The following is a 23,393-nucleotide window of genomic DNA, read 5'->3' on the forward strand; positions in this document are numbered from 1 at the left end:
ACCGCCCACCGCCGTCCGTCACAATGGGGAAGCATGATCCGGTTCGAGCACGTGACCAAGCGCTACGCGGACGGCACCACGGCCGTCGACGACCTGTCCTTCGAGGTCGCCGAGGGTGAACTGGTCACCCTCGTCGGCCCGTCGGGATGCGGCAAGACGACCACGATGAAGATGGTGAACCGGCTCATCGAGCCGAGCGAGGGCCGGATATTCGTGGACGGCGACGACATAGCGGCGACCGACCCGGTCCAGCTGCGGCGCCGCATCGGCTACGTCATCCAGCAGGTCGGCCTCTTCCCGCACAAGACCGTCCTGGAGAACACGGCGACCGTCCCGCACCTCCTCGGTGTCAAGCGCGGCAAGGCCCGCGAGCGCGCCGCCGAACTCCTGGACCTGGTCGGCCTCGATCCGTCCGTCTTCGGCGACCGCTACCCCGAGCAGCTCTCGGGCGGCCAGCGCCAGCGCGTCGGCGTGGCCCGCGCCCTGGCGGCCGATCCGCCGGTGCTCCTCATGGACGAGCCGTTCGGCGCGGTCGACCCCGTGGTGCGCGAGCACCTCCAGAACGAGTTCCTGCGCCTCCAGCAGGCCGTGCGCAAGACCGTGTTGTTCGTCACGCACGACATCGAGGAGGCGGTCCGCCTCGGCGACCGCATCGCGGTCTACGGCCAGGGCCGCATCGAGCAGTTCGACACCCCCTCGACGGTCCTCGGCGCCCCCGCGAACGGGTACGTGGCCGACTTCGTCGGCGCGGACCGCGGCCTGAAGCGGCTCTCGGTGACCCCGATCGAGGAGGGCGACCTCGAACAGCCGCCGGTGGTGCACCTCGACGACACGCTGCCCAAGAAGCTCGACGCCCCCTGGGCCGTCGTCCTGGACGGCGAGAACAACCTGCACGGCTGGATCTCCGCCGAGCACGCGCGCGTGGGCGGCGGCACGGTCCGCGCGCACGCCCGCCGCATGGAGGCCTGGCTCCCGGTCGGGGCGAGCCTGAAGCAGGCGTTCGCGACGATGCTCCAGCACGACGCGGGCTGGATCGCGGTCATCGACAAGGACAGCGAGGGCCGCTTCCTGGGAGTGCTGACACCGGCCCGGCTGCACGAGGCGCTGCGCCGCTCGACGGCGGCGGACGCGCGGGACATCGCGCGGGCGGAGGTCGAACTGGAGACGGTCGCGGCCATCGGCTCCGACTGACAACCGGGCGGCCATCGGCTCGGGCTGACAACCGGGCGGTCATCGGCTCGGACTGACCCCGGCCGCATCCGCCGAAAAGAGCGGCTCAAAAGAAGCGGCTCAGTTGTCGTCGAGCCGCCCGCTCATCCACTGGAGGGTGGCGGGGATCTCCCTGCGCCAGGTGTTGAAGTTGTGCCCGCCGCTTTCCAGTGTGATCGACGACACGCGCGTGGGCTTCTTCACCTTGTCGATGAACTTCAGGGTGTCCTGGTAGTTGTCCTCGCCCTTCTTGCTGCTGGTGACCAGGAGGGAGGTCTTGGGCGCCGGCTTGTGGTCGAGGTACCACATCAGATCGGCCTCCCGCCGCAGCTGCTCGTCGCCGTGGAAGAGGTCGCCGGTGGTGACGTCGATGGGCGCCTTGTAGTACGCCGACAGGCCCGCCGCGGCGCCGTACTGACCGGGGTGGTGCAGGGCGAACTTCAGGGCGCAGTAGCCGCCCGTGGAGTCGCCGATGACGCCCCAGTTCCGGGCCTTGGTGCCTACCCGGTAGTGCTGCGAGATGGCGCCGGGCAGGTCCTTGGCGAAGAACGTCTCCGCCTGCGGGCCGTCGGGGACGTCCACGCACTCCGTGTCGCGCGGCGGCGCCACGGTCGGCCGCAGCATGATCAGGATCATCGGCTGCATCTTGCCCTCGGCGGACAGCCTGTGGGCGGTCTGCGGGTAGTGCAGCCCTTTGATGAGCGCCTCGGCGGTGCCCGGGTAGCCGGTGAGGACCACGGCCGCGGGGAAGGTGCGGTTGCGGTAGAACGACTGGAAGTACTCGGGCGGCAGGTAGACGTAGGCGGGTGAGCCTATGCGCGACTCCTTCCCGCCGATCTCGATCTTCTGGATCTGTCCGCCGGTGGCGGGACGGCCGCCACCGGGCACGTTCACGGTCTTGGTGTCGACGACCTTGACGGGCCCTGCTCCTTTGGCCGGATCGTGGTCCACCACGATGCCGGGGGTCGTCTCCTGGCCGAAGAGGTCGGCCCAGGTGGCGTAGAAGCCGAAGGCCTGGTTGGCCGCGAGGCCCACCGATGCGAAGATCGTCACCTGAGTGGCGAGGAGCAGGCCGACGCGGCCCGTGATCGCCTTCCAGGAGCGGCGGGCGAGCCGCGGCCAGAGCCAGATGGTGCCGAAGAAGAGCAGTACGGCCAGCAAGACCGCAAGGGCGAGGACCTTGTTGCTCGTGAGACCCATGGGGTTTTCCTGCCTGCGCTTTCTACTACCGTTGCCTCGGGCTTACCGCGGCGGGACCGGAACAGGGCTGTGACCTTGCCGGCACGTGCCGAAAGCCTTGCCTGCGCTTTTCCAGCGGTTTCCGGTCGGGAATGAACCCGTTTCCCCGAAGGACCGTCCTAGAGGACGCAATGGTGCCGGATGCCGTTTTGGCACCGGATTCAAGCTCTCTCGCAGAACTACGGGATGCGATGTCTGTCAGGATAGATGGCGAAATGTCGGGTGGGGTTCCGGGGAGTGAGGACCGCCACCGCGACGGCCGCCTCCACCGGATACTGCGCGGTCCGCGACCCGAGGCCGTGCCGACCCTCGTCGCCAGAGCCTGCACGCTCGTAGGTCTGCTGAACGTCGCGGCGGGTGTCTTCCCCCGCTTCCGCTACAGCCGCATGCACGCCATCGCCGAGGTGCTGCCCGGCGCGCTCGGCCCGTTCGCGGCCGCACTCGCGCTCAGCTCCGGCATCCTCCTGCTCCTGCTCGCGCACGGTCTGCGGCGCCACAAGCGGCGGGCCTGGCGGGCCGCCGTGGTGCTGCTGCCCGCAGGCGCTGTGGCGCAGTTCGCGTACCGTCACTCGGTGATCGGTGTCCTGATCTCGCTCGCGCTCCTCGCGCTGCTGCTGCGTCATCGTAGTGAGTTCACGGCCCTGCCCGATCCGCGCAGCCGCTGGCGGGCGCTGGCCAACTTCGTCCTCCTCGGTGCCGGATCGATCCTGCTGGGCCTCGTGATCGTCAGCGTCCACCCTGGCAAGGTCATCGGGGACCCCAGCATCACGGAGCGCCTGGAGCACGTCCTCTACGGCCTCTTCGGCTTCGAGGGCCCCGTCGCGTACTACGGGAACACGTCCTGGACCGTCGGTTTCTCCCTCGGCGCCCTCGGCATGCTCACCGCCCTCACCACGATCTACCTGGCCTTCCGCCCGGAGCACCCGGCCGCGCGCCTCACCGAGGACGACGAGACCAAGCTGCGCGCCCTGCTCGACAAACACGGCGCCCGCGACTCGCTCGGCCACTTCGCGCTCCGCCGCGACAAGGGCGTCGTCTTCTCCCCCAGCGGCAAGGCCGCCGTCACCTACCGCGTCGTCTCCGGAGTGATGCTCGCCAGCGGCGACCCGATCGGCGACGTCGAGGCCTGGCCCGGCGCCATCGAGCGCTTCATGGACGAGGCGAAGGCCCACTCCTGGACGCCCGCCGTCATGGGCTGCTCCGAGACAGGCGGCGAGGTCTGGACCCGCGAGACCGGCCTGGACGCCCTGGAGCTGGGCGACGAGGCGGTGGTGGACGTCGCGGATTTCTCCCTGTCCGGGCGTGCGATGCGCAACGTACGCCAGATGGTCAAGCGGATCGAGCGCAATGGCTACGAGACGCGCGTGCGGCGCATCCGTGACCTCGGTGAGCAGGAGCTGACCAGGATCCAGCGCGCCGCCGACGACTGGCGCGGCACCGACACCGAGCGCGGCTTCTCCATGGCGCTCGGCCGCATCGGTGACCCGAACGACGGCGACTGTCTGATCGCCACCGCCCACAAGGCCGACGAGGCCCCGGGGCCCTACGGCGACCTGAAGGCTGTCCTCCACTTCGTCCCGTGGGGCAAGGACGGCGTCTCCCTGGACCTCATGCGCCGCGACCGTTCCGCCGATCCCGGCATGAACGAACTGCTCATCGTGGCCGCCCTCCAGGCCGCCCCGAAGCTCGGCATCGCGCGCGTGTCCCTCAACTTCGCGATGTTCCGCGCGGCCCTCGCCCGCGGCGAGAAGATCGGCGCGGGCCCGGTGCTGCGCGCCTGGCGGGGCCTGCTGGTCTTCCTCTCCCGCTGGTTCCAGATCGAGTCCCTGTACAAGTTCAACGCGAAGTTCCGCCCCCGCTGGGAGCCCCGCTTCGTCGTCTACCGCTCCAGCAAGGACCTGCCGCGCATCGGCTTCGCCGCCATGCAGGCGGAGGGCTTCGTGACCCTCGCGCTGCCCCGCTTCCTGCGCAGGGGCACCCCGCAGCGCCGTCCCTGCCCGCACCGGACCACGGAACGCGAGATGCAGGCGGCGTAACCCGGCGCCGTCCGGGCCTACGCTGGAGGCATGAGTACGTTGAGCGGGCGGGGATCGGTCCAGGGGCTGCCGGAGTGGGACCGCTGCGCGGTCATGGGCGTCGTGAACGTCACGCCCGACTCCTTCTCCGACGGCGGCCGCTGGTTCGACACCACGGCTGCCGTGAAGCACGGCGTCGACCTGGTCGCCCAGGGCGCCGACCTGGTGGACGTCGGCGGCGAGTCGACCCGCCCCGGTGCCACCCGGGTGGACGAGGACGAGGAGCTCAAGCGCGTCGTCCCCGTGGTGCGGGGCCTGGCCTCCGAGGGCGTCACCGTCTCCGTGGACACCATGCGCGCCACTGTCGCCGAGCAGGCGCTCGCCGCGGGCGCCGTCCTCGTCAACGACGTCAGCGGCGGCCTCGCCGACCCCCGTATGGTCCCCGCGGTCGCCGCCGCCGGTGCCCCCTTCGTCGTCATGCACTGGCGGGGCTTCCTCACCGACATCCACGCCAAGCCCGTGTACGAGGACGTGGTCTCCGAAGTCGTCGGCGAGCTCCACGCGCGCGTGGCGGCCGCCATCGAGGGCGGCATCGCCCCCGAGCGCGTCATCGTCGACCCCGGCCTCGGCTTCTCCAAGGAGGCCGAGCACGACCTGGCGCTCCTGGCCCGCCTGGACCGGCTGCGCGAACTGGGCCACCCCGTGCTGGTCGCCGCCTCCCGCAAGCGGTTCCTCGGCCGGGTCCTCGCGGGCCCCGAGGGCGCCCCGCCGCCGGCCCGCGAACGCGACGCCGCCACCGCGGCGGTCTCGGCGATCGCCGCCCACCAGGGCGCCTGGGCGGTCCGTGTGCACGAGGTGCGGGCGACGGCTGACGCCGTGCGCGTCGCCCAGGCCGTGACGGACGCCGCGGGCGGCCACCGGTGACCGGGGCACGCACCGACGTCGAGCAGGTGGAACTCGCCAATACGGCCTTCTACGAAGCACTGGAGCGCGGTGACTTCGACGAGGTCTCCGACCTGTGGCTGGACTCCGAGGCCGACGAGGTCACCGGCGATGACGACGACCGCACGGACGAGAGTGTGGACGGGACCGCCGACGGAGACGCGATCTCCTGCGTCCACCCCGGCTGGCCGGTCCTCACCGGCCGCGGCGAGGTCCTCAGGTCGTACGCGCTGATCATGGCGAACACCGAGTACATCCAGTTCTTCCTGACCGACCTGAAGGTCGGCGTGGCCGGTGACACGGCCGTGGTGACGTGCACCGAGAACATCCTCAGCGGGGGTCCGCCCCCGGAGGGCGGCGGCGAGCTCGGCCCGCTCGTGGGCCAGCTCGTGGTCGCCACGAATGTGTTCCGCCGCACACCCGACGGCTGGAAGCTGTGGTCCCACCACGCCTCGCCCGTCCTGGCCGAAACCGACGACGACGAGGGTGACGAGACCCCCTCCTGAGTGGGTAGGGGGCGGAAGAAGAGCCGGATCGAGTGGGACCGCGGGGCCGCCGGGCCCCCTCGGAAGGCCCCGCGGGCGAGCACTGTCGGTGCTCGCAGGTAGATTCGATCGAGGCTGGTGTGCCGACCGCACTCGGTACAGGCCTGCCGATACCGACGATTGCAGGAGTGATTCGCGTGGATCGTGTCGCGCTGCGCGGCCTCAAGGCCCGCGGGCACCACGGTGTCTATCCGCGGGAGCGCGAAGAAGGCCAGACCTTCATCGTGGACCTGGTTCTCGGCCTGGACACGCGAGCGGCCGCGGCCGACGACGACCTGGCGAAGACCGTGCACTACGGCGTCGTGGCCGAAGAGGTCGTGGCCGTCGTCGAGGGCGAACCGGTCGATCTGATCGAGACCCTCGCCGAGCGCATCGCCCAGACGTGTCTGAAGCACGAGGGGGTCCTGGAGGTCGAGGTGTGCGTGCACAAGCCGGACGCCCCGATCACCGTGCCCTTCGACGACGTGACCGTCACCATCACCCGGAGCCGAGTATGACTGCGCCCTTCAAAGCGGGTCAGAGCGACCCCACCGTCCAGCCGGTGCCCACCTCCGTGGTCGAGCAGGTGGACGCCGCGGATACCACCCTGTCCAACCCCAAGCGGGCCGTGATCTCCCTCGGCAGCAACCTCGGCAACCGTCTGGAGACCCTCCAGGGCGCCATCGACGCCCTGGAGGACACGCCGGGCCTGCGGGTCAAGGCGGTCTCTCCGGTGTACGAGACCGAGCCGTGGGGCGTCGACCCCGGCACCCAGCCCTCGTACTTCAACGCCGTCGTGGTGGTGAAGACCACCCTGCCGCCCTCCTCCCTCCTGGAGCGCGCGCAGGCCGTCGAGGAGGCCTTCCACCGCGTCCGTGACGAGCGCTGGGGCCCGCGCACGATCGACGTGGACATCGTGGCGTACGCCGACGTGGTCTCCGACGACCCGGCGCTCACCCTGCCCCACCCGCGCGCGCACGAACGTGCCTTCGTCCTCGCCCCCTGGCACGACGTCGAGCCCGAGGCCGAGCTGGCCGGCCGCGGCGCGGTGGCCGAGCTGCTCGCCGCCGTCACCCGCGACGGCGTCGCGCCCCGCCCCGACCTGGAACTCCGGCTGCCCGAATAGTCGTTAGGGTCTAACGGGCCGGTACGAGGATGAGGGTGCCGCCGATCCGTACGAGGATGAAGGCAACGAAGGGTCACTCGTGAAGCAACTGCGCATCAGGACACTGGCCGGCCTCTTCGTCGTGGCCGGAGTGCTGTCCTGGTCGGGCGCCCGCCTGTGGGACTCCGTCGGCACGCTGCCCCGGGTCCCGCTGGCCGCGCCCATCGTGCTCGCGGTGATCGCCGTCGTGCTCCTGTCCACGGCGCTCTCGCTGCGCTCGCGCCTGCGGGCCCAGCGTGAGCGCCGGCCCGGCGCGAAGGGCGTCGATCCGATGATGGCCGCCCGCGCCGTCGTCTTCGGCCAGGCCAGCGCCCTGGTCGCGGCGCTCGTGGCGGGAATGTACGGCGGCGCGGGCGCCTTCCTGCTCGAATTCCTCGACATCCCCGGCCGCCGCGACCAGGCGATCTACGCCGGCCTATCGGTCCTGATGGGCATCGCGGTAGTAGCGGCCGCCCTCTTCCTCGAGCGGGTCTGCAAGCTCCCCGAGGACGACGACGAGGACGGCCAGGCGGCTCCGGCGTAGACGGTCACCACTGCTGCCGGGTCAGGTGACCGCTGATCAGGAAGCTGGGGCGGGGGTCGAGCTGAAACCCGTAGAGGGTGTAGGGCTTGTCCCCTGATGCGCGCCGGCGCACTTCGCGAACTTGAGTCCACGCCGACTCCCGTAGCTGTGCCGGGTGCTGCTCCGGCCTGAACGTCCCGCGTGCAGGCCAGTTATCGGTCACGATGAGCTTCGACGCCCTCCCATCCGTTCGAGGAGTGAATCTTGCCCCGACGATCTTGGCGAGTTCAGCGAGGAAGGGAACGTTGGCACTGATGAGCACGCGCCCGGCCCACCTGTTGATCGCGTAGCCGTCGCCGTCCATATAGCCGTCCAGGAAGCCCTGAAGGGTCTCCATGTCCCGTAACACCACGCGCGGGAACCCCTGCCGCATGTGGTGGGCGTCCCCGCCGACGTACTGCCTCATCAGATCCGCGAGGTACGACGAGACCACGCGGACCCGAAAGCCGGGAACTTCACGCCGTAAGTAGCCAGAGGGCCGCGACACCGACTCCAGCCGAGCTTGCAGGCCTGTGGCGGCGGCCAGGCAACGCAGATACCGCTCAGCGAACCCTTCATCGTTGACGACCAACGACACGTAGTTCGTACCGACAGTGCCATCCGAGCAGGTGGCGCCGATCATGTACCCGAACTCATAGCCCGGTCTGATCGTGAGGCGTGACCGGCACAACTTGCGAGCCGGAGTCCAGGCGAGCACCGTGCCTACGGCATCGCGTGCGTGAACCCACCCGTCGGGTGTCCCAAGCATCTGATCCGCCGCAGCAGTGAACGTCCCACCGTCCGTCACGACGTCAACGACGTCCCGGACCTTGACGGTGGCCACCCCAGTGACAGTCGTGTGCACAGTACGCTCGCCGTCCAGCGTCCAGAGCTTGGTTCCCACCTGAACGTCACACGCACGCCGCCGCCCGCCCACGGCATTCACTGGCTGCCTACTGGGCAGTCCGTACCCCATCATGAGCCCTTCGATCAGCCGTCGATCTCACTGATTCAGGACCGTAGAGGGAAGCACTGACAATCGGGCTAGCGGGCGATGATCAGACTCATCGCCTCATTGCGCGTCGCGGGATCGCGCAGCTGACCGCGGACCGCTGAGGTGATCGTCTTTGCGCCGGGCTTGCGGATGCCGCGCATCGACATGCACATGTGCTCGCACTCCACGACCACGATGACGCCGCGCGGTTCCAGGATCTCCATCAGCGAATCCGCTATCTGCGTCGTCATCCGCTCCTGCACCTGGGGACGCCGGGCATAAACATCCACAAGTCGGGCGAGCTTCGAGAGCCCCGTGATCTTTCCGCTGGTGGCAGGGATGTAACCCACGTGCGCGACACCCCGAAACGGGACCAGGTGATGTTCGCAGCATGAGGTGACCTCGATGTCCTTCACCAAGATCATCTCGTCGTGCCCGAGGTCGAACGTGGTCGTCAGCACGTCCTCCGGCTTCTGCCACAGCCCGGAGAATATTTCCCGGTACGCCCGCGCCACTCGTGCCGGAGTCTCCAGGAGGCCCTCCCGGTCGGGGTCCTCCCCCACGGCGATCAGTAGTTCACGCACGGCGTTCTCGGCCCGCTTCTCGTCGAACTCGCCGATCGAGCCCTCGCCGTCCAGGGTCACCGGGTCGGTCATGTTGTGCCTCGTTCCTGTGCGTCTCACGCGGGCGTACGAAAATGCCGCGCCCCCCAGGCTAAAACCAGGGGGACGCGGCAATCATTCCGGGCCTGCTGAGACGCGCGGTCAGCTCTCGGGGCGGTCCTCCGGGGCCACCTCGATGGGCTGCTCCGTGCTGCCGGCGGTCACCGCGGGGGTGGAGGCGCCGTTCGCACCGTTCGTCAGTGACAGCTCCTTGGGGGAGAGCACCGGCGGGCGGGTCGAGGGAGTGCGCCGCGAGGAGCCGGTCCACGCCGGGCGGGCCGGGCGCTTCACGATGCCGGCGAAGATCTCGGCGATCTGCTCCTTGCCGAGGGTCTCCTTCTCCAGGAGCTGGAGGACCAGGTTGTCGAGGATGTCGCGGTTCTCGACGAGGATCTCCCACGCCTCGTTGTGCGCGGTCTCGATGAGCTTCTTGACCTCTTCGTCGACCAGCGCGGCGACCTCTTCCGAGTAGTCCCGCTGGTGCGCCATCTCGCGCCCGAGGAACGGCTCGGTGTTGTCCCCGCCGAACTTGATCGCGCCGAGACGCTCGGTCATGCCGTACTGCGTGACCATCGCGCGCGCGGTGGCCGTGGCCTTCTCGATGTCGTTCGCCGCGCCCGTCGTCGGGTCGTGGAAGACGAGCTCCTCGGCCGCGCGCCCACCCAGCATGTACGCGAGCTGGTCGAGCATCTCGTTGCGCGTCGTGGAGTACTTGTCCTCTTCGGGCAGGACCATGGTGTAACCCAGGGCCCGGCCGCGGGACAGGATCGTGATCTTGTGGACCGGGTCCGAGTTCGGCGAGGCCGCCGCGACCAGGGCGTGTCCGCCCTCGTGGTACGCGGTGATCTTCTTTTCCTTGTCGGACATGATCCGGGTCCGCTTCTGCGGGCCCGCCACCACGCGGTCGATGGCCTCGTCCAGCGCGTGGTTGTCGATCAGCTTCTTGTCGCCGCGCGCCGTCAGGAGCGCCGCTTCGTTCAGCACGTTCGACAGGTCGGCGCCGGTGAAGCCGGGGGTCCGGCGGGCCACCGCGCCCAGGTCGACGTCCGGGGCGACCGGCTTGCCCTTCTGGTGGACCTTGAGGATCTCCAGACGGCCCTGCATGTCCGGGCGGTCGACGGCGATCTGCCGGTCGAAGCGGCCCGGGCGCAGGAGCGCCGGGTCGAGGATGTCGGGGCGGTTCGTGGCGGCGATCAGGATGACGCCGCCCTTCACGTCGAAGCCGTCCATCTCGACGAGCAGCTGGTTCAGCGTCTGCTCGCGCTCGTCGTGGCCACCGCCGAGGCCGGCGCCGCGGTGGCGGCCGACCGCGTCGATCTCGTCGACGAAGACGATCGCCGGGGCGTTCGCCTTGGCCTGCTCGAAGAGGTCACGGACACGGGAGGCACCGACACCGACGAACATCTCGACGAAGTCGGAACCGGAGATCGAGTAGAACGGCACCCCGGCCTCACCGGCGACGGCGCGCGCGAGGAGCGTCTTGCCGGTACCGGGCGGGCCGTAGAGGAGGACGCCCTTGGGGATCTTGGCGCCGACGGCCTGGAACTTCGCCGGCTCCTGGAGGAACTCCTTGATCTCGTGGAGCTCCTCGACGGCTTCGTCCGAACCCGCCACATCGGAGAAGGTCGTCTTCGGGGTGTCCTTGGTGATGAGCTTGGCCTTGGACTTCCCGAAGTTCATGACCCGGGAGCCGCCGCCCTGCATCTGATTCATCAGGAACAGGAAGACGACGACGATGAGGACGAAGGGGAGGAGGGAGAGCAGGATGCCGACGAAGGGGTTCTGCTTCGACGGGGAGACGGTGTAACCGTCCGGGATGTCCTTGCTCTCGTACTTGGTCTGCAGCGAATTGGCGAGGGCGACGCCCTGGTCGCCGATGTAGCTCGCCTGGATCTTGCTGCTGCCCTTGACCTTCTGGCCGTCCTTGAGCTCGACCTTGATGATCTGCTCGTCACCGGTGGTGAGCTTGGCGGACTCGACCTTGTCGTCGTTGATCGCCTGAACGACCTGACCGGTGTCAACCGTCTTGTAGCCACCGGACGAGCCGACGACCTGCATCAACACGACCACGGCAAGGACGGCCAGCACGATCCACATGACTGGCCCACGGAAGTATCGCTTCACGTCCATCCATACGGAGCGATGACGCCCCGTCCCTCCTGCCATAGTGAGTTTGATAAAGACTGTTCTTCGGACGGTACCCCAGCATTGTGACCCGAAGCCGCACGGGACGGCTGGCAAACCCGTCTTCGCAGGGTTCAACGGCGGGAAACGGGTGAGGGTTCCCCGCCGCCTCGGGCAGTCCTACGAAACGTCAGCCGCCGTAGACGTGCGGGGCCAGCGTTCCGACGAAGGGGAGGTTGCGGTACTTCTCCGCGAAGTCCAGGCCGTAGCCCACGACGAACTCGTTGGGGATGTCGAAGCCGATCCACTTCACGTCGATCGCGACCTTCGCCGCCTCCGGCTTGCGCAGCAGCGTGCACACCTCAAGGGAGGCGGGCTCGCGCGAGCCGAGGTTGGACAGCAGCCAGGACAGCGTCAGACCGGAGTCGATGATGTCCTCGACGATCAGGACGTGCTTGCCCTTGATGTCGGTGTCCAGGTCCTTGAGGATCCGGACCACGCCGGAGGACTGAGTGCCCGCGCCGTACGACGACACGGCCATCCAGTCCATCGTGACGGGGGTGGACAGCGCGCGCGCCAGGTCCGCCATGACCATCACGGCGCCCTTGAGGACACCGACGATCAGCAGGTCCTTGCCCGCGTACTCCGCGTCGACCTTCGCTGCCAGCTCGGCCAGCTTCGCGTCGATCTCTTCCTTGGTGATGAGCACCGACTTGAGGTCGGTGCCCATGTCTTTCGCGTCCACCCGCATCACTTTCGGTCGTCCCACCGGCCGACCGGCCCGCGATGAGCACGGGCCTCACGTCAGCCTTGCCGGATCACCAGTCTGCCACCCTGGCGCCGGGCCACGACTTTGCCCGGGAGATTGATGGCTCCCTGGCCGCGCCAACCGGTGATCAGACGGTCGACCTCTTCGATGTGCCGGGCGAAGAGCGACCCGGCGGGCGCCCCGGCCTCGATGGCGGCCCTGCGCACGATGCGGCGGCGTACGGCGGGCGGCAGGGCGTAGAGCTTGGCGCACTCCAGGAGGCCCGCGTCGTCCCGGACGGTGGCCTCGGCCCGGGCGGCCCATGCGTCGAGGGCGTCGGCGTCGTCACGGGAGAGCTGGGCCGTGCGGGCGAGGGCTTCGACGACGCCCTTGCCGAGGGCCTTCTCCAGGGCGGGCAGGCCCTCGTGGCGCAGCCGGGAGCGGGTGTAGGCGGGATCGGCGTTGTGCGGGTCGTCCCAGACCGGCAGCGACTGGACCATGCACGCCTTGCGGGCGGTCTGGCGGTCGATGCGCAGGAAGGGTCGGCGGTAACGGCCGGCGACCCCCGAGGTCGCGGCCATTCCGGACAGGGAGCGGATTCCGGAGCCACGGGCGAGGCCGAGCAGGACGGTCTCCGCCTGGTCGTCGCGGGTGTGGCCGAGCAGGACGGCGGCCGCCGAATGCCGTGCGGCGGCGGCATCCAGGGCTGCGTAGCGGGCGTCGCGGGCGGCGGCCTCCGGGCCGCCGGACCGGCCGACCCGGACGGCGACGGACTCGACCGGTTCGAGGCCGAGGGCGGTCATGCGGACGACGACCTCGGCGGCGCGCAGGTCGGATCCTGGCTGTAGTCCGTGGTCGACGGTGACACCGCCGGCGCGGATGCCGAGCCGGGGCGCTTCGAAGGCGAGGGCGGAGGCGAGCGCCATGGAGTCGGCGCCGCCGGAGCAGGCGACCAGCACGAGCGGCTGGGGGGGCTGCTCGTGTGGGCGGGGGGCGTTCTCGGAGCTGCGCTGTACGTCGGTCAGTACGTCGTGGAGTACGCGGCGGACCGCCAGGCGTATCGCCGCGACCGCAGGATGGGGACCCATGTCCGGTTCCCTTCATGAAGTTCGGGGGTGAGCCTCGGACCAATCACTCAGGACCCACTCCGGAGACCGAGTCTGGTCGACCGGACCAGACATCGATATCCCGAGCGTTTAGTCACTCAGAGTGTGTCGATGGTGACAGAACCGAGCCGTTCCCCGAGCATCGCACGCCTACCCCTCGCCCACGGTCCCTCGGACGGGTGATTGCTGGGGCGTTCTCCTGCCGTCGGCCGCATCCGGTCCCTCAGTCTCCCTTACGGTGCACCCTCGCGACCCAGTCCGCCGGTTTGGCGATCTCCGCCTTCGTGGGCAGCGTGTTCGGCGAAGTCCACACGCGGTTGAAGCCGTCCATCCCGACCTCCTGCACGACCGCGCGCACGAATCGCTCGCCGTCCCGGTATTGGCGCAATTTCGCGTCGAGCCCGAGGAGCTTGCGCAGCGCCTGGTCGAGGCGGCTGGCGCCGCGGGCCCTGCGCTCCTTGAACTTCTCGCGGATCTCCTCGACGGAGGGCACCACGTCGGGGCCGACGCCGTCCATCACGAAGTCCGCGTGGCCTTCCAGGAGGGACATCACGGCGGTGAGGCGGGCGAGGATCTCGCGCTGGGCGGGGGTCTGCACGAGCTCGACGATGGAGCGGCCTCCGTCGTCACCCTCCCCCTCCTCCCCTTCGGGGCGGCCACCGGCGAACGACTGGGCGGCCTCCCTGATGCGCTCAAGGACCGTCATCGGGTCGACCTCGGTCTCGCCGAGGAACGACTGGATCTCGCCTTCGAGGTGGTCGCGCAGCCAGGGGACGGCGGTGAACTGGGTGCGGTGCGTCTCCTCGTGGAGGCAGACCCAGAGGCGGAAGTCGTGGGGGTCCACGTCCAGTTCCCGCTCGACGTGCACGATGTTCGGGGCGACGAGGAGGAGCCTGCCGCCGCCGTTCGCCCCGGCGGGGAGGGCTCGGGTGGCCGGGGCGAAGGTCTCGTACTGGCCGAGGACGCGGGAGGCGAGGAACGACAGGAGCATGCCGAGCTCGACGCCGGTGACCTTGCCGCCGACCGCGCCGAGGACCGCGCCGCCGGGGCCGCCGCCGCGCTTGTCCTGCATCTTGTCCAGGAGGGGCTTGAGGATCTCCCGGAAGCCGGCCACGTTCGCCCGGATCCAGCCTGCTCTGTCGACGACGAGGACGGGGGTGTCGTGGGTGTCCTCCGTGCCCATGCCCGTGAAGGAGCGGACGTGTTCCTCCGAGGACTTGGCGTGTCGACGGAGCTCCGCGACGACGGCTCGCGCCTCGTCCTTGCTCACTTCTGGGCCCGGCCGCACGAGTCGGGTCGCGGTCGCCACCGCGAGATTCCAGTCGACCATCTCCGCACCACCGATGCTCGTCATGCGTCAACGGTACGTGCTCGGCCCCTCTGGTGGAGGGGGTTGACCCCCAGGTTGCCCTGGGGCGGCCCCTAGGGGGCGTGGCCTCGGTGACCGGGTGCGGGGCGTCTGTGGCTTGTCGCGCAGTTCCCCGCGCCCCTGACGGGGCGGGTCTCGGGTCTCGTCTGCGGGCCGTCCGTGGCTTGTCGCGCAGTTCCCCGCGCCCCTGACGGGGCGCCTCTTACGGGGGCGATCAGCGGCAGCCGCAGTTGGCCAGGGTGGAGGCCATGTGGTCCAGGGAGGACTGGGCCGCTCGGGGGTCCGTGGTGCCTGTGGTCATGAAGGCGAAGAGGAGGAGGCGGCCGTCGGCGTCGACCACCGTGCCGGCGAGGGTGTTCACGCCCGTGAGTGTGCCGGTCTTGGCGCGGACGACGCCCGTGCCCGGGGATTCCTTCGGGTAGCGGTCGACCAGCGTGCCGGTGAAGCCCGCGACGGGCAGGCCCGTCACCACGGGGCGCAGCTCGGGGTGGCCCGGGTCGGCGGCGCGGTCAAGGAGCGCGGCGAGCAGTTCGGCGGAGATCCGGTCGGCGCGGTCGAGGCCGCTGCCGTCGGCGATCTCGGCGTCCGAGACCGGCAGCTTCAGCTCGGCCAGCTCGGCGCGGACCGCGTCGCCCGCGCCGTCGAAGCTGGCGGGTTCCTTCGCCGCGAGGGCCGTCTGGCGGGCCAGGGCCTCGGCGATGTCGTTGTCGCTGTGGGTCAGCATCCGCTCGACCAGGGTGGACAGGGGCGGCGACTGGACCTCGGCGAGGGACGCGGCGCGGTCGGACGCCTTGGTCGGGCCGGGCTCGCCCTGCGTCGCGATGCCGTGGTCCTTGAGGAAGCCCGCGAACTTCTTCGCCGCGTCACCCGCCGGGTCGCCCGAGCGCGGCGCCGGCCCGCTGGTGGAGTCGTCGAGGCGGCCCTCGTCGGCCATCAGGGCGCTGACCGGGGTGATGTTCTCGTTCGGGCCGATGGGGTGCTGCGGCGGCCCGGAGTACAGCGAGGTGTCGTAGGAGAGCCGCACCTCGTCGATGTCGCGGTCCTTCAGCGCGCGGGCGGTGTCCTTCGCCAGGGTGCGCAGATTCGCGGCGGTGTCGGTGTAGCGGCCGTCCTTGCGGGCGGTCAGCGTGGGGTCACCGCCGCCGATCAGGACGAGGTCCTTCGAGTCCGGTTCCACGACCGTCCTGGTCGTGATGCGGTGGTCCGGGCCCGCCGCGGAGAGCGCGGCGACCGCCGTCGCGAGCTTGATGGTCGACGCGGGCGTCAGCTCCTCCCCCGCCCCCTTGTCGTAGACCCGCTTGCCGGAGACCGCGTCCAGCACGACCGCCGAGCGCTTCGGGCCGAGCGCCGGGTCCTTCAGGAGCGGATCCAGTACGTCCGCGAGAGCGCGGTCCGTGGGCCGCGGCGCCGTCCCCGCGGGCGCGCCGAGCCCGGCGAGCACCGCGGGGGCGCTCGGAGCCGCCTCTGGGCCCTGTCCCGACGTACGACCTTCGTGATCTGCGCCACCCCCGGCCTCCTGAGCGGCGGCCCACTCCCGCTCGGCCGTACGCTGACCGGAGGAGTCCCAAGGGCCGGCCGCGGCCACCGCCCCGGCCGAGATCACCAGGCCGAAGGCGGCGGCACCCGCCGTGAGCTGCCAGGTCTTGAGCTTCCCCGAGAACCGGGAAAGCTCGATGGCGGAAGGCTTTGCCAGCTGTCGCATCAGCTGTCGAGGCCGCTGCCAAGGTCTGAGCTCCGGCACGACGACCAGCCCCTTTCGCGATCACACATCTGCGTGAGGGACACTTAATCACCCGAAGTATGTGCTGATCATGGAGGAGCCACCCGTGGAGTTCGACGTCACCATCGAGATTCCGAAGGGTTCGCGGAACAAGTACGAGGTGGACCACGAGACCGGCCGGATCCGTCTGGACCGTCGCCTCTTCACTTCGACCAGCTACCCCGCGGACTACGGCTTCGTCGAGAACACCCTCGGCGAGGACGGTGACCCGCTGGACGCCCTGGTCATCCTGGACGAGCCGACCTTCCCCGGCTGCCTCATCAAGTGCCGCGCCATCGGCATGTTCCGCATGACCGACGAGGCGGGCGGCGACGACAAGCTGCTCTGCGTCCCGGCCTCGGACCCGCGTGTGGAGCACCTGCGTGACATCCACCACGTCTCCGAGTTCGACCGCCTGGAGATCCAGCACTTCTTCGAGGTCTACAAGGACCTTGAGCCCGGCAAGTCCGTCGAGGGCGCCGACTGGGTCGGCCGCGCGGACGCCGAGGCCGAGATCGAGAAGTCGTACAAGCGCTTCGAGGCGCAGGGCGGCCACTGAGCCTCCCGCCCCGTACGGGCCGCGCGATCCGGGACCCCCGGGCCGCGCGGCCCGTTCGTGTATTTGTGCCCATACTGGCCATACGGAGGGTGCGCACGAGTCGTATGAGAAGTGAGGGCAGTAGTGGCCGAGCATGAGGCCGAGGACCGAAAGCCTCAGTCGGACGAGGCCCGCAGCGCGTTCGCGCAGCCCAGCGGGGTGGCGCCGCAGCCGGCGGCTCCCGAGGACGAGTCACAGACCACCTCCGAGTTCGCCATCCCCGACGGTCTCGCCGCCCCGGCCCCGGCGACGGCGCAGGAGCCCGAGAAGTCGGCGTTCTCCACGCCGCACACCTACAGCGCCCGCAACGCCCCGCAGGCCTTCACGCCCGCGCACGGCGTCCCCCTGGTGAAGCTCACCAAGGAGGCGCCCTGGCAGGACCAGATGCGCACGATGCTGCGGATGCCGGTCACCGAGCGGCCCGCCACCGAGCCGGCGCAGAAGCACGAGGACGAGGCCGGGCCCGCCGTGCCGCGCGTGCTCGACCTGACGCTGCGTATCGGGGAGCTGCTGCTCGCGGGCGGTGAGGGCGCCGAGGACGTCGAGGCGGCGATGTTCGCCGTCTGCCGCTCCTACGGCCTCGACCGGTGCGAGCCGAACGTGACGTTCACGCTCCTGTCGATCTCCCATCAGCCGTCCCTGGTGGACGACCCCGTCACGGCCTCCCGGACGGTACGCCGCCGGGGCACCGACTACACCCGGCTCGCGGCGGTCTTCCACCTGGTGGACGACATCAGCGACCCGGAGATCGAGGTCTCCCTGGAGGAGGCCTACCGCCGCCTCGCGGGGATCCGCCGTAACCGTCACCCCTACCCGGGCTGGGCCCTCACGGCGGCCAGCGGACTCCTCGCGGGCTCCGCGTCCGTCCTGGTGGGCGGTGGCGCGCTGGTCTTCGTGGTGGCCGCTGTCGGCGCGATGCTCGGCGACCGGCTGGCGTGGCTGTGCGCGGGGCGCGGGCTGCCCGAGTTCTACCAGTTCGTGGGAGCCGCGATGCCGCCCGCCGCGATGGGCGTCGCGCTGAGCTTCGCGCACACCGAGGCGACGATGGCGTCCGCCGTCATCACCGGTGGGCTCTTCGCGCTGATCCCGGGGCGGGCCCTGGTGGCGGGCGTGCAGGACGGCCTGACCGGCTACTACATCACCGCGGCCGCGCGCCTGCTCGAAGTGATGTATCTGATCGTGGGCATCGTCTGCGGTGTGCTGCTGGTGCTCTCGCTCGGCGTCATGCTGGACGCGACGAACCTGACGCCGGAGACGGAGTTCGGGGTGTCGTCGACGCGTCCGGTCATCCAGATACTGGCGTCGATGGCGCTGAGTCTCGCCTTCGCGATACTGCTCCAGCAGGAGCGCAACACGGTCCTGATCGTGACGCTCAACGGCGGCATCGCCTGGGTGATGTTCGGCGCCCTGGCGCACACCCCGCTGGAGCTGTCGCCCGTCGCCGCGACGGCCGTGGCGGCCGGTCTCGTGGGGCTGTTCGGCCAGCTCTTCTCGCGCTACCGGTTCGCGTCCTCACTGCCGTACGTGACGGCGGCGATCGGGCCGCTGCTGCCCGGCAGCGCGACGTACTTCGGGCTGCTCGCCCTGGCGCAGAACGACCTCAACACCGGCATCAACTCGCTCACCAAGGCGGTCGCCACGGCGCTGGCCATCGCGATCGGCGTGAACCTGGGGAGCGAGGTCTCCCGACTGATCATGAAGGTGCCGGGCGCGGCCTCGGCGGCGAACCGCCGGGCGGCGAAGCGGACCAGAGGCTTCTGACCGCCCCTGGCCCCTCAGGTGGGCTACCGCTTGGCGTGGCGGCCGCGCGGCGCCGCGGGGGCGCCCTCGGCCAGTGCCGCCTTCTTGGACTTGCCGCGCGCCCGCAGGAACTCGATGGCGATCGGCACCACCGAGATGAGGACGATCAGGATCAGGATCGCCTCGATGTTCTTGTGGACGAAGTCGATGTTCCCGAGCCAGGCGCCGAGCAGGGTGACGCCCGCGCCCCACAGGATGCCGCCGATGATGTTGAACGTGATGAACGAGCGGTACCGCATGCCGGAGACGCCGGCGATGATCGGCGTGAACGTACGGACGATCGGGACGAAGCGGGCCAGGACCAGCGACTTGGGGCCGTACTTCTCGAAGAACTCGTGGGCCTTGACCACGTTCTCCTGCTTGAACAGCTTGGAGTCCGGGCGGTTGAACAGCGCCGGGCCGACCTTCTTGCCGAAGAGGTAGCCCGCCTGGTCGCCGAGGATCGCGGCGAGGCAGATCAGTACGCAGGCCAGCCACAGGGGCGTGTCCAGCTTGTGCGTGGTGATCAGCAGGCCCGTCGTGAACAGCAGCGAGTCACCGGGCAGGAAGAAACCGATCAGCAGGCCCGACTCGGCGAAGACGATCACCAGCAGGCCCCAGAGGCCGAACTGGTTGAGCAGGTAATCCGGATCCAGCCAGCTTGGTCCGAGCGCAAGCGTCGTCACGGTTCCGGGCTCCTGAGGGTGAGGGGGCGGTGCGGCGGCAGGTGCAGCCGACCAAAGTTATCAACGTGGGGCGGCACGGCCAGGTTCCACGGTCCAACTAGGCAGCATAGTAAGGGGCGCTCTCCCCCCGAGAACGCTGTGAACGCTGTGAACGCTGTGAACGCTCCTTACCGGCCCCCACCCCGTACTGATCAGCTGTTGCGCACCGCGTTCGCGAGGATCGCGTCCCGCATGAACACCGCGAGCCCGGGCCGGATGGCCTCGTAGAAGGCGGTGAACCGCTCGTCGGCGACGTACATCTCGCCGAGGCAGGTGTGCGTCTCGTACGCGCACTCGTAGTGGTGCCGGGAGATGAAGAGGCGGTGCTCCTCGGCGCCGTCCATCGCCTCCGGGGAGTCGGCCGCGCATCCCTGGGCGAGCAGGTCCCCCATGCGGGCGTGGACCGCCGCGAACTCGTCGTTGATCCGCTTCCAGTCGTCCTTGGTGTACGACGCGGACCTGCGCTGTGACTCGCGGTAGGCCTCGGTGTCGCCCCAGCGCCGCTCGACCTCCTCCGCGTACTGCTCGGGGTCGTGGTCCCCGAAGACCTCGAACTTCTCCTCGGGCGTGAGGTTGATGCCCATCTTCTTCGCCTCCATGGCGGTCTCGACGGCGGCGGCCATCTCCTGGAGCCGGGCGATCCGGGCGGTCAGCAGCTCGTGCTGGCGGCGCAGGTGCGCGCGCGGGTCCGCCTCCGGGTCGTCCAGGAGGGACGCCACCTCGTCGAGGGGGAAGCCGAGCTCTCGGTAGAACAGGATCTGCTGGAGCCGGTCGAGGTCGGCGTCGGTGTAGCGCCGGTGACCCGCGTGGCTGCGCTCGCCGGGCACGAGCAGGCCGATCTCGTCGTAGTGGTGCAGTGTGCGCACCGTCACTCCGGCGAAACCGGCGACCTGTCCCACGGAGTAGTTCATGGCTTCCGCCCTCCTTCTCGGTACGCGGATCAGCCTGCGTCCTCACGTCGCGTGAGGTGCAAGCCCGGACCGGGATCGCGGCTCAGCCTCGGTCGCCCGCGTGCGGCTCGCCCGCCGCGAAGGGGTTCTCCTCGCCGTCGGCGAGCACGCCGACGAACGGCTCGCCCTCGCCCGCGAAGGTGTAGGCGCCGCCCTCGATGCGCTCGATGAGGCCCCGCGCCCACTCCATGCCACCGTCGGCGGTGTGCACCCAGTAGTTCATGATCTCGCCGATGTGACCGAGCTGCCCGGGGCCCTCCTCGGGCGTGTAGTACTCCGTGACGGATGTGCGCCACGCCTCGATCGCCCGCACCCGCCCCTTGAGCAGCGCGACCGCCTCGTCTCGCGGCAGGTCCACGATGAAGCCGAGGGCGGACGTGAGCATGTCGGGCCGCTGGTCGTACGTGGCGAGGGCCTCGCGGAGCAGCGTGAAGAACTCCCCGGTGCCCTTCTCCGTGATCTCGTACTCGGTGCGCGGGGGCCCGCCCACGGTGGAGGGCGCGGTCTCGTGGGCGAGCAGGAAGCCCTGCTTGGCCAGCTGTTTCAGCGCGTGGTAGATCGAGCCGGGCTTGGCGTTGGACCACTCGTGGGCGCCCCAGTACTCCAGGTCGTTGCGGACCTGGTAGCCGTGGGCGCGGCCGTGCTGGCGCACGGCCCCGAGAACCAGTAGCCGGATCGCTGACATTTACCGCGCCCTTCCGCTAGCCCCCCAGTCATCAATTTTGACTAGGGTATCCCTGCTCCAGCGCCACGAGCTCGAAAGCCGTCTTTCCGTCCAGGGACTCCCGGATGATGTCGGCGTGGCCCGCGTGCCGCCCGATCTCCTCGACGAGGTGCAGCATCAGCCAGCGCATCGACACCTCCCCGTCCTTGGGGAACCAGGGCGCGTCGGGCAGCGGGAAGGTGTCGTCGAGGCTCGGCACGGCGCGGATGAACTCCTCGACCTCGCGGGCGACGCTGTCCCAGAAGGCCAGCGTCCCGGTGAGCGTCTCGCCCTCCACGAGGCGGAAGCTGTCGCCGTAGTTGTCCTGGGTACGCGCCCTCTCGTTCGGCTTCCGCTGGGCCATGCGCAGCCAGTTCAGCTCCATCTCGGCGACGTGCTTCACGAGGCCGGACAGGGAGAGCGCGCTGGCGCTCGGCCGCCGGGCGGCCTGCTCGTCGCTGAGGCCGAGCACCGCGCGGCGCAGGCCGCCACGCTGGGCCTCGACGAAGGCGAGGAGCGCGCCGCGCTCGTCGCCGCGGGCTTCGGCACTGACGTGGGTGACCATGGTGTCCGCCTTCTCTGGGGGCTCTGGGGGTGAGGGTCCGCCTGCTCCGGCTTCCCCCGACACCTCAAACGCTACGGACCCTTGCGGTCAGGTTCTGTCCGCAAGGGTCCGCGAGAACCGGCGAAGGGTGGAAGCCGGCGAAGGGTGGAAGAGGAAGTCAGAACGGGAAGCGGGAGCGCCCGTACTGCACCGAGATCCACTTCTGCGTGGTGAAGACGTCCACCGTCGACTCGCCGTTCAGCCTGCCGACGCCGGAGCTCTTCTCGCCGCCGAACGGCACGATCGCCTCGTCGTGGACCGTGCCGTCGTTGACGTGGATCATGCCGGTCCGCACGCGCTTGGCGATCCGCACACCACGCTCGATGTCGGCCGTGTGCACCGCGCCGCTCAGGCCGTACGGGGTGTCGTTGGCGATCCGCACCGCCTCGTCCTCGCCGTCGAAGGGCAGGATCAGGGCCACGGGGCCGAAGATCTCCTGGCCGAGGACCGGGGAGTCGGCGGGCAGGCCCGTCAGGACGGAGGGGGCGACGACGTTGCCCTCGGTGCTGCCGTGCAGGAGGGCGGTCGCTCCCGCGGCGACGGCCTGCTCGACGACGGCCGAGACGGCGTCCGCCTGCGAGGAGTTGATGAGCGGGCCGATGTGGGTGCCGGGCTCGGCCGGGTCGCCGACCTTGAGCGAGGCTGCCTTGGCGACGAACTTCTCGGTGAACTCCGCCTCCACCGACCGGTCGACGAGGATGCGGTTGGCGGCCATGCAGACCTGGCCCTGGTGCACGAAGCGGCTGAAGACCGCCGCGTCCACGGCGTAGTCGATGTCGGCGTCGTCCAGGACGATCAGCGCGCTGTTGCCGCCCAGTTCCAGGACCGAGCGCTTGAAGTGCGAGGCGCAGACGGTGGCGACGTGCCGGCCCACGCGGTCGGAGCCGGTGAAGGAGATGAGGCTCGGCACCGGGTGCTCGATCAGGGCGTCGCCTATCTCGGCTATGTCCGTGATGACCACGTTGAGCAGCCCGCCCGGCAGTCCGGCGTCCTCGAACACCTTGGCCACCAGGCTGCCGCCGAGCACCGGCGAGTTCTGGTGGGGCTTGAGGACGACCGCGTTGCCGAGGGCGAGGGCCGGGGCGACGGACTTGATCGACAGCAGGAACGGGAAGTTGAACGGGCTGATGACACCGACGACGCCCACGGGGACGCGGTACAGGCGGTTCTCCTTGCCGTCCTCCGGAGAGGGCAGGAGCCGCCCCTCGGCGCGCAGCGCGAGGTGCACGGCCTCGCGCAGGAACTCCTTGGTGAGGTGGATCTCGAAGGCCGCCTTGAGCCGGGTGCCGCCCAGCTCGGCGATGATCGCCTCGGTGATCTCCTCCTCACGGTCCTCGATGATCCGCAGGGCGCGCTCGAAGACGCCGCGCCGGGCGTAGGGGTTGGTGTCGGCCCACTCCCGCTGCGCGCGCTCGGCGGCGCGGTAGGCCTGGTCGACCTCGTCGGCGGTGGCGACGGTGATGGACGCCAGCTTCTCGCCGTTGTACGGGTTGAAGTCGATGATGTCCCAGGAGCCCGATCCGGCCTTCCACTCCCCGTCGATGTACTGGTGAGCCAGATCAGTGAAGAAGGACATGAGACGGACCCCTTGCCGTGACAGCGGACGGAAGCAGGCATCCGAACCGGTGGCAGACACC

Annotated in this window: 22 protein-coding genes; 9 read left to right on the top strand and 13 right to left on the bottom strand. The window is 69.9% G+C overall.

From position 1 onward, the window contains the following. Positions 1–33: 33 nt before the first annotated feature. On the top strand, positions 34–1,191 hold the full coding sequence (locus ACF062_RS21505; protein ID WP_223775985.1) for an ABC transporter ATP-binding protein: 1,158 nt from the start codon (positions 34–36) through the stop codon (positions 1,189–1,191). Positions 1,192–1,290: 99 nt separating this feature from the next. Here ACF062_RS21505 and ACF062_RS21510 read toward each other — a convergent pair whose 3' ends face one another. Then, complete coding sequence (locus ACF062_RS21510; protein ID WP_392140356.1) at positions 1,291–2,409, bottom strand: alpha/beta hydrolase; 1,119 nt, start codon at positions 2,407–2,409, stop codon at positions 1,291–1,293. Between the two features lie 254 nt (positions 2,410–2,663). Here ACF062_RS21510 and ACF062_RS21515 point away from each other — a divergent pair, with 254 nt between their 5' ends. The 6 genes from ACF062_RS21515 to ACF062_RS21540 all read left to right on the top strand — a co-directional run bounded on the left by ACF062_RS21515 (position 2,664) and on the right by ACF062_RS21540 (position 7,617). Next, complete coding sequence (locus tag ACF062_RS21515; RefSeq protein WP_392140358.1) at positions 2,664–4,484, top strand: phosphatidylglycerol lysyltransferase domain-containing protein; 1,821 nt, start codon at positions 2,664–2,666, stop codon at positions 4,482–4,484. A 30-nt stretch (positions 4,485–4,514) separates the two neighbouring features. Continuing rightward, positions 4,515–5,387 carry a dihydropteroate synthase gene (gene folP / locus ACF062_RS21520; protein ID WP_392140360.1) on the top strand — a complete coding sequence of 291 codons (873 nt, stop codon included), beginning with the start codon at positions 4,515–4,517 and terminating at the stop codon, positions 5,385–5,387. Further along, a complete protein-coding gene (locus ACF062_RS21525; protein WP_392140362.1) occupies positions 5,384–5,911 on the top strand; it encodes a nuclear transport factor 2 family protein in 528 nt (175 codons plus the stop codon). The genes folP and ACF062_RS21525 overlap by 4 nt, the downstream gene beginning before the upstream one ends. Before the next feature lie 176 nt (positions 5,912–6,087). Further along, a complete protein-coding gene (gene folB / locus ACF062_RS21530; protein ID WP_223775980.1) occupies positions 6,088–6,447 on the top strand; it encodes a dihydroneopterin aldolase in 360 nt (119 codons plus the stop codon). Continuing rightward, complete coding sequence (gene folK, locus ACF062_RS21535; RefSeq protein ID WP_392140363.1) at positions 6,444–7,055, top strand: 2-amino-4-hydroxy-6-hydroxymethyldihydropteridine diphosphokinase; 612 nt, start codon at positions 6,444–6,446, stop codon at positions 7,053–7,055. Before folB ends, folK begins: the two co-directional genes overlap by 4 nt. A gap of 79 nt (positions 7,056–7,134) precedes the next feature. Then, complete coding sequence (locus ACF062_RS21540; protein WP_392140365.1) at positions 7,135–7,617, top strand: DUF3180 domain-containing protein; 483 nt, start codon at positions 7,135–7,137, stop codon at positions 7,615–7,617. Positions 7,618–7,621: 4 nt separating this feature from the next. Here ACF062_RS21540 and ACF062_RS21545 read toward each other — a convergent pair whose 3' ends face one another. The 7 genes from ACF062_RS21545 to dacB all read right to left on the bottom strand — a co-directional run bounded on the left by ACF062_RS21545 (position 7,622) and on the right by dacB (position 16,340). Beyond that, positions 7,622–8,479 (bottom strand): hypothetical protein, encoded by an 858-nt coding sequence (locus ACF062_RS21545; RefSeq protein WP_392140367.1) that lies wholly within the window; start codon positions 8,477–8,479, stop codon positions 7,622–7,624. A gap of 200 nt (positions 8,480–8,679) precedes the next feature. Continuing rightward, positions 8,680–9,285, bottom strand: a complete 606-nt coding sequence (folE, locus tag ACF062_RS21550) for a GTP cyclohydrolase I FolE (protein WP_223775977.1) — start codon at positions 9,283–9,285, stop codon at positions 8,680–8,682. Positions 9,286–9,393: 108 nt separating this feature from the next. Further along, on the bottom strand, positions 9,394–11,421 hold the full coding sequence (gene ftsH, locus ACF062_RS21555; RefSeq protein ID WP_223775976.1) for an ATP-dependent zinc metalloprotease FtsH: 2,028 nt from the start codon (positions 11,419–11,421) through the stop codon (positions 9,394–9,396). A gap of 184 nt (positions 11,422–11,605) precedes the next feature. Then, on the bottom strand, positions 11,606–12,166 hold the full coding sequence (gene hpt, locus ACF062_RS21560) for a hypoxanthine phosphoribosyltransferase (RefSeq protein WP_055565725.1): 561 nt from the start codon (positions 12,164–12,166) through the stop codon (positions 11,606–11,608). A 53-nt stretch (positions 12,167–12,219) separates the two neighbouring features. Continuing rightward, positions 12,220–13,251: a tRNA lysidine(34) synthetase TilS gene (gene tilS, locus ACF062_RS21565; RefSeq protein WP_392140370.1), complete on the bottom strand. Its 1,032-nt coding sequence runs from the start codon at positions 13,249–13,251 to the stop codon at positions 12,220–12,222. Positions 13,252–13,492: 241 nt separating this feature from the next. Continuing rightward, positions 13,493–14,623 carry a zinc-dependent metalloprotease gene (locus tag ACF062_RS21570; RefSeq protein ID WP_223775974.1) on the bottom strand — a complete coding sequence of 377 codons (1,131 nt, stop codon included), beginning with the start codon at positions 14,621–14,623 and terminating at the stop codon, positions 13,493–13,495. 229 nt (positions 14,624–14,852) lie between these two features. Then, positions 14,853–16,340, bottom strand: a complete 1,488-nt coding sequence (gene dacB / locus ACF062_RS21575; protein WP_392140372.1) for a D-alanyl-D-alanine carboxypeptidase/D-alanyl-D-alanine-endopeptidase — start codon at positions 16,338–16,340, stop codon at positions 14,853–14,855. Between the two features lie 124 nt (positions 16,341–16,464). On the opposite strand from dacB, the gene ACF062_RS21580 reads away from it, so the two are divergent. Both ACF062_RS21580 and ACF062_RS21585 read left to right on the top strand, forming a co-directional pair. Continuing rightward, positions 16,465–16,956, top strand: a complete 492-nt coding sequence (locus ACF062_RS21580; RefSeq protein WP_030785786.1) for an inorganic diphosphatase — start codon at positions 16,465–16,467, stop codon at positions 16,954–16,956. 123 nt (positions 16,957–17,079) lie between these two features. After that, positions 17,080–18,756 carry a threonine/serine exporter family protein gene (locus ACF062_RS21585; protein ID WP_392140373.1) on the top strand — a complete coding sequence of 559 codons (1,677 nt, stop codon included), beginning with the start codon at positions 17,080–17,082 and terminating at the stop codon, positions 18,754–18,756. Positions 18,757–18,779: 23 nt separating this feature from the next. Here the strand turns inward: ACF062_RS21585 and ACF062_RS21590 are convergent, their stop codons facing one another. The 5 genes from ACF062_RS21590 to ACF062_RS21610 form a co-directional block, all read right to left on the bottom strand. After that, entirely contained in the window at positions 18,780–19,460 is a 681-nt protein-coding gene (locus tag ACF062_RS21590; protein WP_392140374.1) for a DedA family protein, read from the bottom strand. Between the two features lie 191 nt (positions 19,461–19,651). Then, entirely contained in the window at positions 19,652–20,410 is a 759-nt protein-coding gene (locus ACF062_RS21595; RefSeq protein ID WP_392140376.1) for a MerR family transcriptional regulator, read from the bottom strand. Between the two features lie 82 nt (positions 20,411–20,492). Continuing rightward, a complete protein-coding gene (locus ACF062_RS21600) occupies positions 20,493–21,134 on the bottom strand; it encodes a PadR family transcriptional regulator (RefSeq protein WP_392140378.1) in 642 nt (213 codons plus the stop codon). A 31-nt stretch (positions 21,135–21,165) separates the two neighbouring features. Further along, on the bottom strand, positions 21,166–21,717 hold the full coding sequence (locus ACF062_RS21605; protein WP_392140379.1) for a DinB family protein: 552 nt from the start codon (positions 21,715–21,717) through the stop codon (positions 21,166–21,168). A gap of 157 nt (positions 21,718–21,874) precedes the next feature. Continuing rightward, entirely contained in the window at positions 21,875–23,332 is a 1,458-nt protein-coding gene (locus ACF062_RS21610) for an aldehyde dehydrogenase family protein (RefSeq protein ID WP_392140381.1), read from the bottom strand. Between the last annotated feature and the right edge of the window lie 61 nt (positions 23,333–23,393).

The sequence above is a fragment of the Streptomyces sp. NPDC015345 genome, assembly GCF_043078805.1.
Taxonomy (GTDB): Bacteria; Actinomycetota; Actinomycetes; order Streptomycetales; family Streptomycetaceae; genus Streptomyces.

What these genes read in the sequence shown, in the direction of transcription:
- ACF062_RS21505 (WP_223775985.1), top strand. Translation starts at nt 34, where the DNA reads ATGATCCGGTTCGAGCACGTGACCAAGCGCTACGCGGACGGCACCACG.
- ACF062_RS21510 (WP_392140356.1), bottom strand. Translation starts at nt 2,409, where the DNA reads ATGGGTCTCACGAGCAACAAGGTCCTCGCCCTTGCGGTCTTGCTGGCC.
- ACF062_RS21515 (WP_392140358.1), top strand. Translation starts at nt 2,664, where the DNA reads ATGTCGGGTGGGGTTCCGGGGAGTGAGGACCGCCACCGCGACGGCCGC.
- folP (WP_392140360.1), top strand. Translation starts at nt 4,515, where the DNA reads ATGAGTACGTTGAGCGGGCGGGGATCGGTCCAGGGGCTGCCGGAGTGG.
- folK (WP_392140363.1), top strand. Translation starts at nt 6,444, where the DNA reads ATGACTGCGCCCTTCAAAGCGGGTCAGAGCGACCCCACCGTCCAGCCG.
- folE (WP_223775977.1), bottom strand. Translation starts at nt 9,285, where the DNA reads ATGACCGACCCGGTGACCCTGGACGGCGAGGGCTCGATCGGCGAGTTC.
- ftsH (WP_223775976.1), bottom strand. Translation starts at nt 11,421, where the DNA reads ATGGACGTGAAGCGATACTTCCGTGGGCCAGTCATGTGGATCGTGCTG.
- hpt (WP_055565725.1), bottom strand. Translation starts at nt 12,166, where the DNA reads ATGCGGGTGGACGCGAAAGACATGGGCACCGACCTCAAGTCGGTGCTC.
- tilS (WP_392140370.1), bottom strand. Translation starts at nt 13,251, where the DNA reads ATGGGTCCCCATCCTGCGGTCGCGGCGATACGCCTGGCGGTCCGCCGC.
- ACF062_RS21570 (WP_223775974.1), bottom strand. Translation starts at nt 14,623, where the DNA reads ATGACGAGCATCGGTGGTGCGGAGATGGTCGACTGGAATCTCGCGGTG.
- dacB (WP_392140372.1), bottom strand. Translation starts at nt 16,340, where the DNA reads ATGCGACAGCTGGCAAAGCCTTCCGCCATCGAGCTTTCCCGGTTCTCG.
- ACF062_RS21595 (WP_392140376.1), bottom strand. Translation starts at nt 20,410, where the DNA reads ATGAACTACTCCGTGGGACAGGTCGCCGGTTTCGCCGGAGTGACGGTG.
- ACF062_RS21600 (WP_392140378.1), bottom strand. Translation starts at nt 21,134, where the DNA reads ATGTCAGCGATCCGGCTACTGGTTCTCGGGGCCGTGCGCCAGCACGGC.
- ACF062_RS21605 (WP_392140379.1), bottom strand. Translation starts at nt 21,717, where the DNA reads ATGGTCACCCACGTCAGTGCCGAAGCCCGCGGCGACGAGCGCGGCGCG.
- ACF062_RS21610 (WP_392140381.1), bottom strand. Translation starts at nt 23,332, where the DNA reads ATGTCCTTCTTCACTGATCTGGCTCACCAGTACATCGACGGGGAGTGG.